This is a genomic window from Terriglobus sp. ADX1, assembly GCF_036877645.1.
GTDB lineage: Bacteria > Acidobacteriota > Terriglobia > Terriglobales > Acidobacteriaceae > Terriglobus.
The window spans coordinates 1-5,336 of the sequence record NZ_JAEDXV010000058.1 but is presented as its reverse complement, the minus strand read 5'-3'; the positions used below and the strand labels follow the sequence as shown (position 1 = coordinate 5,336).

The 5,336-nt window shown below is 60.6% G+C and carries 5 protein-coding genes and 1 pseudogene; 2 read left to right on the top strand and 4 right to left on the bottom strand.

Annotated elements, in window-relative coordinates; genetic code table 11:
- Nucleotides 1-976 (bottom strand): annotated as a pseudogene (locus tag JAO32_RS19690) (hypothetical protein); the annotation flags it as partial.
- A gap of 60 nt (nucleotides 977-1,036) precedes the next feature.
- Nucleotides 1,037-2,827: a SpoIVB peptidase S55 gene (locus JAO32_RS19685; protein ID WP_334243584.1), complete on the bottom strand. Its 1,791-nt coding sequence runs from the start codon at nucleotides 2,825-2,827 to the stop codon at nucleotides 1,037-1,039.
- A gap of 124 nt (nucleotides 2,828-2,951) precedes the next feature.
- Here JAO32_RS19685 and JAO32_RS19680 point away from each other — a divergent pair, with 124 nt between their 5' ends.
- Together JAO32_RS19680 and JAO32_RS19675 are read left to right on the top strand one after the other, a co-directional pair.
- Nucleotides 2,952-4,112, top strand: a complete 1,161-nt coding sequence (locus JAO32_RS19680) for a VWA domain-containing protein (RefSeq protein WP_334243582.1) — start codon at nucleotides 2,952-2,954, stop codon at nucleotides 4,110-4,112.
- Between the two features lie 29 nt (nucleotides 4,113-4,141).
- On the top strand, nucleotides 4,142-4,486 hold the full coding sequence (locus JAO32_RS19675; RefSeq protein ID WP_334243580.1) for a DMT family transporter: 345 nt from the start codon (nucleotides 4,142-4,144) through the stop codon (nucleotides 4,484-4,486).
- Between the two features lie 76 nt (nucleotides 4,487-4,562).
- Here JAO32_RS19675 and JAO32_RS19670 read toward each other — a convergent pair whose 3' ends face one another.
- Together JAO32_RS19670 and JAO32_RS19665 are read right to left on the bottom strand one after the other, a co-directional pair.
- Nucleotides 4,563-5,093: a DUF4149 domain-containing protein gene (locus JAO32_RS19670; protein ID WP_334243578.1), complete on the bottom strand. Its 531-nt coding sequence runs from the start codon at nucleotides 5,091-5,093 to the stop codon at nucleotides 4,563-4,565.
- A gap of 21 nt (nucleotides 5,094-5,114) precedes the next feature.
- Nucleotides 5,115-5,336, bottom strand: a 222-nt coding sequence (locus JAO32_RS19665; protein ID WP_334243576.1) for a TIGR03435 family protein, incomplete at its 5' end; no start/stop codon positions are given.

Sequence of the window (5,336 nt, the reverse complement as noted above, 5' to 3'; positions counted from 1 at the left end):
CGCGATTGCCGGTGGCGGCGAAGAGTGCGTTGTTGCGAACGGTGAGGGCGTAGACGACGTCCTGCTGGAGGGCGACGAGGCGCAGAGGTGTGCCGTCGGGGGCGATGCGGTAGATTTCGGAGCCGTCGGGAACGATGGAGTTGTTTGCGGCGGAGATCGCCGAGCCGGGCTGAAGAATCGTAATGGCCACGGCAGGTTGGCCGGATGCGGGGAGCGGCGGCAGCGCGGGCGGTTTGCGGTCGCCTACGGCTGCGGCGTAGAGATTGCCGGCGGTGTCGAGGACGAGTGCGGTGATTTCGTGTTTGGGTGCCGCGTAGAGCGCGAAGGGTTTGCCGTCTGGCGCGATGCGATAGATGAGGCCTGCGCCGTCAGAACCCGCGTAGATGGTGCCGTCCGTTGCTACTGCGAGTGAGCGGATGTGTTGGTCGCCGCTGCGGAAGACGAGTTGCGGCTTGGCATTGGGTGATTGCAATGGGACGCGAAAGATGGTGGCGGGAGCACCGGCGGCGATGAGTAGATCGCCGTTCTTTGCGATTGCTAATGCCCAGAGATATTTCGGCTTCTCTGTGGTCTGCGTGGGGTCGAAGACGATTTGCGGTGTGGTGTTGCCGGGGGTGACGCGATAGACCTTGCCGTCGGGCGATGTGGCGACGAGGATGGTGCCGTCTGCGAGTGCGAGCGTGGCCTGGACGTTCAGCTCTTTGAAGGATGCCGCTGTGGTGACGGCGCCTTTCGCGTCGATCCTGAGGAGTTGCGAGCCACCGGAGGGTGCACCGGTACCTGCGTAGAGATCGGAGCCACCCGCAGTGAGTGACCAGAGGAAGGTGCTGGATGTGGCGGCAATGTTGCGGAGCGCGGGAGCGGGTTCCAGGCGACCGTCGTTGCGCATGGCTACGTTGGTGGGTGTGCCGCGCTCGAACTCGTCGTAGCGGCTTTCGGTCCACTGGCGGGTGCCTTGTGCGTGTGCATTGAGCACGGATGCGGTGAGTGCGGATGCGGCAACGAGGATGGCGGCGGCGTGTCGGATGGCGTGCCTCTAACGAATGCGGATAGTGAGAACTTCTGCGCCGGAGAGTTGTGCTTCCGCAGGTGCGGAGCCAGCCTCGGCGGCGGTCTCAGACGTGAAGGTGATCTGGCGGGTACCGCGCATGGGCTGCAGCACGTTGGCGATGGAAGGAGGTAACGATGGCAACGCGGCGGCAGCGGTGACAGCCTGTGTCTGGTGGTCAAGGAGTGTGACGTAGAGGCGGTCGTTGCTGTGTGTGCGATTGAGTTGCGCGACGGTGTCCTGCACACCAAGGTTCACGCTGCCTGCAGCGGGTGGCGGTGTGAGAAGACGGTCGAGCGATGGGCCGTCGCTGACGAAGATGCGTAGCGGGCCGGGCGTGAGTGTCGTCGGCAACGTGATGGGGATGCGCACGACGCGGGATTCGCGCTGGAAGGGTCGTATGGTGGCTTCCACCTGGATGGTGTCGCCCGGCTGCGCTTCGTTGGTGCTGAGGCGGGCTGTTTCGAGTTCGGCTGATTCGCGACGCGGCACGGCGACGGCGTGGAGATGGATGCCGGTGATTTTGGGTTGCGCGAGGTCGTTGCCAAAGACGGCGAGGAATTTTTGCGCGAAGGAGAGTGTGGCGAGTTGTGCCGCGGGTTGGTTATCCGAAGCTGCGAAAGTGCTGGCTAGATGCACCGTGCCGGGGCGGCCTTCTGCGTCTTCGAGTGCGATGTCGCCGGTGAGGCGAAGGCTCATCTGGTTGGCGGCGGTGTTGTTCTGATTCAGCGATTGATAGACGGCAGCCAACATGATCTGCGGTGTGAGCTGGCGGTTGTCCAGCACTTCAAAGTGCAGTGATTGAGCGGGAAGGCCGCTGCCGGGCTCCGGTGTAATGTCGACCGCGACGGGAATCATGCGAGCGGTTCGTCCGAACGTGCCAGCGACTGCATTCGCACGATCCTGTGTGAAGGAGCCGACAGTCTCCGTGGAGTTGACGATCTTGAACGCGTTCATGGGCGAAGCGAGGGTGGCGATCACCTCTGACTTCGTCATGGGGATGGAGATGTCGCCGTACTGCGTCATGGGATGGCCGCAGGCGAGGAGCTGTTTCGCGTCGACGTAGGTGACGGTGCAGGTGGCGGCTACGTTGAGGTCGCCGCGCGCCAGAATGGCGGAGACCGCGGAGCCGGGGATGATGGGCTGCGGCTGTGGCGTGTCCGGCGATGCAGAGCCGATGCCGCTGACGGGTTCCAGGCCCAGGGTGCGGAAGTTATCGGCGTATTTTGCGATGGTGTCCTGCGAGAATCCGCTGAAGACCAGCGGGGTGTCGATGGCGTGAATCTCGGGGCTGGTTTCGCTGACGGAGGCTTTGCTGAGCGGTGTGGCAATCGGCGGCGGGGCGAGTGTGGGCAGATCGCGCACCTGCAACATGCTGCCGATGGGGGTGATGCCGCAGATGGGCTCCTTGCTGAACTGGCCGATGCGGTAGGCGAGCGCACCGAGGAGTTTGCCGTCGATGTAAACAGGGGATCCGCTCATACCCGCGACCACGCCGGTAAATTCCGGCTTGGCGCCGTGGAGGCGTGCAAGGATCATGTCCTGGCCGGGACCGATGGCGTCTTTCAGACGACCCAGGATTTCGACGTCCATGGGTTCGGGGTCGGTGCCTTCAAAGACAGTCCACGCGGTGCCGTGGAGGCCACGATGCACCTCGGAAAGCGGGAAGGTATCGGCGTGCAGGGGCGGCTGTGCGGCGTTTTGTGCCGCAGCGGTTGCCACCGGCAAAACGGCGGCCAGTGCAGCCGTTGCCAGCGTAGCCTTTCGGGGAAGAATCACGTCTACCAGAGTAGGGCCAAGCGTAGCCCGTGCCAAGTTTCGCCTTGCAGCCATACACGTGATGGACGTGGCACGGCGGGTTTAGGCTAGGGGATACCGCCTTACGGATTCGGGAGACGAAGTCTTGAGCAGAACGAAGCACACACTGGCCGCCATGGTTGCCGCGACAATGCTGCTGCCAGTAGCCGCGATGGCACAGCAGACGCAGACTAAGCCCACTACGCCCGCACAGACGGACGATGCAGGGCCGCAGCAGCAGGACACACCCGTCATTCTGAAGAAAAAGCGCGCCAACGCACAGGAAGATGAGCCGCCACCGCCTGCTCCGGACGAGGAGAAGGTAAAGAATCCCAAGGGCCTGGAGAACTACTCCATCCGTGTGGATGTGCCGGTGGTTACGGTGGATGTGAGTGTGCAGTTGCAGAAGACGGGCCAGTTTGTGCCGGGGCTGAAGCCGGAAAACTTCCGTGTGACGGAAGATGGTGTGCCGCAGAAACTGACCGATCTGCGTATGCAGCAGAAGCCCATTACGGCAGTGATGCTGCTGGAGTTCGCGGCGAATAGCTGGGCGTTCATCCGCGATATGCAGCAGGCTTCGTATGTGTTCTTCAAGCAGTTGAAGCCGGAAGACTACGTTGCCGTGGTGACGTATGACTTGAAGACGCATATCCTGACGGACTTTACGCAGGACAAGCAACTTACGGCTGAGGCGCTGCAATCGTTGACGATTCCGGGCTTCAGCGACACGAACGAGTTCGACGCACTTTCCGAAACGCTGGACCGGCTGAGCCGCATTGAAGGGCGCAAGTACATCATCCTGGTTTCGAGCGGTCGCGATACGTTTTCAAAGTTGAACTTGGATCAGATTTACAAGAAGGTGCGCGACTCCAAGGACATTACGATTTACACCGTAAGCACGGGTGGATTGGCGCGTGAACTGTCCGACTCTCGCGGTGGCATGGGGGCGATCACGCGCATGGATTATCTGCAGGCTGATAACCAGATGAAGACGATCTCTGCGATGACGGGCGGCCAAAGCTACTTCCCAATTTTCCAGGGCGCGTTTCCTGAGGTGTTTGCGTCGATCAACAACTCAATCCGAAACCAGTATGTGTTGACGTATCACCCCACGAACACGGCCCAAGACGGGACGTATCGCAAGATCAAGGTTGAGCTTGTGGATCGTGAAGGCCAGCCGCTGACGATGGTGGATGAGAAGAACAAGAAGCTGAAGTATGCGGTGATGGCGCGTGATGGATATCGTGCGCGTATGCCGGTGGAGTAGTGCGACGTATTAGCGGCTAGACTGGCGGTATGGTTCCACGTACTGCCAGTCTGCTTGCTCTTGCGGTTGCGATCGGCGCGGAGACTTCCGCGACTACTGCGTTGAAGGCATCACATGGTTTCACCAGGTTGTGGCCTTCCGTGATTGTTGTGATTGGCTATGCCATTGCTTTTTATTCCATGACCATTGCACTCCGTACCATGCCTGTGGGCGTGGTGTATGCCATCTGGTCTGGCGTTGGCATCACGCTGATTTCACTGCTGGGATGGCTGGTGTATCGTGAACGGCTTGATGTGCCCGCTGTGCTTGGCATTGTGTTGATCTGCGCCGGCGTTTTGGTCATCCAGGTCTTTTCGAAATCGCAGGCGCACTAAAGCGCACAAAGTAAACCGCGGAGTTCGCTTATTGACTGCGAACTCCGCGGTTTTGTTTTGAGTCGATTGCGACGTTTTATTCTTCGTCATCCAGATCGAATACACGCTTGGGTGGCGCGGTGGTGATGCGTTCGCGAAGACCTGCTTCGCAGCCGATGAGCGCAACGAGCCCGATGCCGAGCAGGAGAACGGTGCCCTCGACGCGTGTGGACCATTGATGGCGTGCGTCGAAGTCTTTACGCAAGGGCGAGTCCGGCAGGAGAACGCTGATGTTGCCACCTGCGAGCGCGCGGTCATGCTCCATGGGCAGAACGATGGCACGATTCGATACGAATGTAAGTACCAGCATGAGCAGGATGAGGATGCCCTGCCACAGTGGCTTAAACGCGCGGTTGTTGAGGAATCGCAACGCGACGAGCATGGCGATGCCGCAGTAAATGCCGATCATGTGCAGCATGAGGATGGAGTGGCCGATGAAGTCGGCAAACTTTTCCGTGGTGCCGAAGATCTGTGCCGCGCCGGGGGCTACGACTGCTCCGAAGAAGACGATGCCGCCAAGCCAGAGGGAGAGAGCAAGAAGACGAAGGATGCGGGCGGCGATGGTCATAGAGCCAGTGTACTTGCGCGCCTAGTTATCTGACGGAAGCTCTACGTGTTCCACCACAATCACCTCGGTCGGTCCTTTGGATGAGTCCGCATGAAGACCAGCCTGTTCCGTCATGGCGGTGAACAAGTTGGGTGCGGCGTCTGCATTTGCGCTGGTATCGGCGCTGGCGGGTGCGTCCGCAGGAGTGAACTTGAGGTGGAAGTCATACTTGCCGTCCAGCCCGGTTTTGTTGATGACCGGACG